Here is a 2,800-nt window from a genome sequence, read left to right on the forward strand (position 1 = left end):
GGCCGGCAGCGGCTCCTCGAACCAGCGGCAGTCCAGGTCCTCGTACGCCCGCCCGCGCCGCAGCGCCTCGGCGTACCCGAACGCCTGGTTCGCGTCCACCATCAGCGGCGCGTCCGGCCCGATCACCGCACGGACCGCGCGGATCCGCTCCACGTCCTCGGTCAGCGGCCCGCCGCCGACCTTCATCTTCACGCCGTGGAACCCCTGCTCCATCGCCCGCGCCGACACCCGCTCCAGCCCGGCGACGTCCAGCTCCAGCCACCCGACCATCGCGTACGCCGGAATCGCGGTCCGCCGCGCCCCGAGCAACTTCCACACCGGCACCCCGAGCGACTTCCCGAGCAGGTCCCACAACGCCTGGTCGATCGCCGACATCCCGTACGCAGACAACCCCGCGGACCCCTGGTAGTCCGTGAGCTCCCGCAGCCGCTCCCGGATCCCCCGGATCAGCGTCGGGTCCTCCCCCACGATCACCGGTGCGAGCTGGTCCTCGATCACGTGAGCCAGCACCGCGGGCGAGGACTCGACGCGCCCGAAGTACGTCGTACTCTCCCCACTCACCCCTTCGTCGGTCTCGATCCGCACGCGGGTAACCCCATCCCGGTCGAGCAACTGGATCGCGTCCCGCACCGGATGCGCCTTCGGCTCGGAGGCGACGTCTACGTGGACTGCGGTGATCTTCACGAGCGCTCCGGTCCTGCGACGGACAGTGGGTCGAAACCGTACGGCAGTTCCAGCCGGTTCGCAGTCATCAGGCCGGGGTCGCCGAGAAGGTCCCGGGTTTTGCCGTCGGCGACGATGCGGCCGTTGTTCATCAGCAGGCTGCGTTCGCAGAGCTGGAGTGCGTACGGGAGGTCGTGGGTGATCATCAGCAGCGTGACGTCGAGCCCGGACAGTATGTCGGCCAGTTCGCGGCGGGCGGCCGGGTCGAGGTTGCTGGACGGCTCGTCGAGGACCAGGACCTCCGGGCGCATCGCCAGCACGGTTGCCACGGCGACCCGGCGGCGCTGGCCGAACGAGAGATGGTGCGGCGCGAGGTCGGCGTGATCCTGCATACCTACCTGGACGAGTGCTTCGTGGACCCGTTCGTCCAGCTCGGCGCCGCGGAGGCCCAGGTTCGCGGGGCCGAAGGCGACGTCGTCGCGGACGGTCGGCATGAACAGCTGGTCGTCCGGATCCTGGAAGACCAGGCCGACCTTGCGGCGGATCGCGGTCAGGTGCTCGCGGTGGACGGCGGTGCCGCCGATCTGGATCCGGCCGCTCCCGGTACCCCCCGCGACCGAGCCGAGGATGCCGTTCAGGTGCAGGACCAGCGTGGTCTTGCCGGCGCCGTTCGGCCCGAGCAGCGCGACCCGCTCGCCGTGCTGCACGCTGAAGTCGACGCCGTACAGCGCCTGCCGCCCGTCCGGGTACGCGAACACCAGACGCTCGACCTGAATCGCGGGACCGCTCACAAGGCCACCACCCTAGCCGCGACCGCGATCGCGACGGCGAGCAGGGAGATCGCGAGCCCTTCGACCCACTGCGCACTCGACGCACCCTCGACGCTGAGCAGCGGCATCTGGCCGGTGTACCCGCGGGACCGCATCGCCAGGTGGACGCGCTCGCCGCGTTCGAAGCTGCGGACGAACAGTGCGCCCACTCCCCCGGCCACCGCCTTCAGGTGACCCACCCGGCCGCCCGTGTATCCGCGGGACTCGCGCGCGACCCGCATCCGGTGCAGGTCGTCCGACACCACGCTCAGGTACCGGACCATGAACGAGAGGATCGCCACCAGGGTCGCCGGGAGCCGGAGCCGTTCGAGGCCGGCGAGCAGGTCCCGCGGAGCGGTCGTCGCCGACAGCAGGATCGCCGCGACCACGCCGAGCGTGCCCTTCGCCAGCACGTTCCACGCACCGAGCACCCCCGACGCCGAGAGATGCAGGCCGAGTACGTCGATCCGCGGGCCGGAGGCAACGAACGGGAGCAGCAGCGCGAACACGATGAATGGCGTCTCCACCGCGAGCCGCCGCAACACCACGGTCGCGGGCACCTTCGCCGTCACCACAGCCGCGACCAGCAAGCCGGCGTACACCCCGAACGCCCAGAAGATCGCGGCCGGGGTGGAGACGACCGCGAGCACGAAGACGAACAGCGCGACCAGCTTCACCTGGGCCGGGACGCGGTGCACCGGACTGTCGACCGCGACGAGCAGCCCGTCGCCACTCATGCTTTCTTCGCCCGCAACGACGCCAGCTTGGCGATCGCGAGACCGACCACGATCGTCACCAGTACGCCGATGATCCCGGCCAGCGCGCCAGACACCTGCGCGTTGCCGATCCCGCGTACGCCGTAGTCGGCCAGCGGGCTGCTCGCCACTGCCGAGTCCTTCGCGGCACTCTCGAACCCGAGCTTCGCGCCGACGAACTCCAGCCCGTCCGGATGCGCGCTCGCGAACAGACTCAGGCCGCCCGCGATCAGCAGCGTCACAGCGATGCCGACACCGAGCGAACGGCCGGCCGGCTTCGCCGCGACCGGGCGGTCCGGCGACACCGTCGAGCTGTTGCCGTCGGCATCGATCAGGACGAGGTCCTGCTGCAGGTGCCGGGCGGCGTACACCAGGTCCGGCCGGGTCGCGACGACCGCGCTGAGCACGGCCGCGGTGATGACCGCCTCACCTATGCCGACCAGGACGTGCCAGCCGACCATCGCGGTCGCGAGCTTGTCGAGCGGGATGTCCACCGCGCCGCCGATCGCGTACAGCCCGGTGAACGCCAGCGCCGCGATCGGGACCGACAGCAGGGCGCCGACGGTGGTCGCC

At 71.1% G+C, this 2,800-nt stretch carries 4 protein-coding genes; all 4 read right to left on the reverse strand.

From position 1 onward, the window contains the following. The coding region (locus tag VFF46_RS03650; RefSeq protein WP_325035568.1) for a mandelate racemase/muconate lactonizing enzyme family protein at positions 1 to 684 on the reverse strand (684 nt) is incomplete at its 3' end. Beyond that, positions 681 to 1,454, reverse strand: coding sequence for an ABC transporter ATP-binding protein (locus tag VFF46_RS03655; RefSeq protein WP_325035569.1), 774 nt, complete (start codon positions 1,452 to 1,454; stop codon positions 681 to 683). The genes VFF46_RS03650 and VFF46_RS03655, both read right to left, overlap by 4 nt. After that, positions 1,451 to 2,209 carry a cobalt ECF transporter T component CbiQ gene (cbiQ, locus tag VFF46_RS03660; protein WP_325035570.1) on the reverse strand — a complete coding sequence of 253 codons (759 nt, stop codon included), beginning with the start codon at positions 2,207 to 2,209 and terminating at the stop codon, positions 1,451 to 1,453. Before cbiQ ends, VFF46_RS03655 begins: the two co-directional genes overlap by 4 nt. Further along, on the reverse strand, positions 2,206 to 2,800 hold a 595-nt coding region (locus VFF46_RS03665; RefSeq protein WP_325035571.1), incomplete at its 5' end, for a PDGLE domain-containing protein. The genes VFF46_RS03665 and cbiQ, both read right to left, overlap by 4 nt.

Source organism: Kribbella sp., assembly GCF_035655035.1.
Lineage (GTDB): Bacteria > Actinomycetota > Actinomycetes > Propionibacteriales > Kribbellaceae > Kribbella.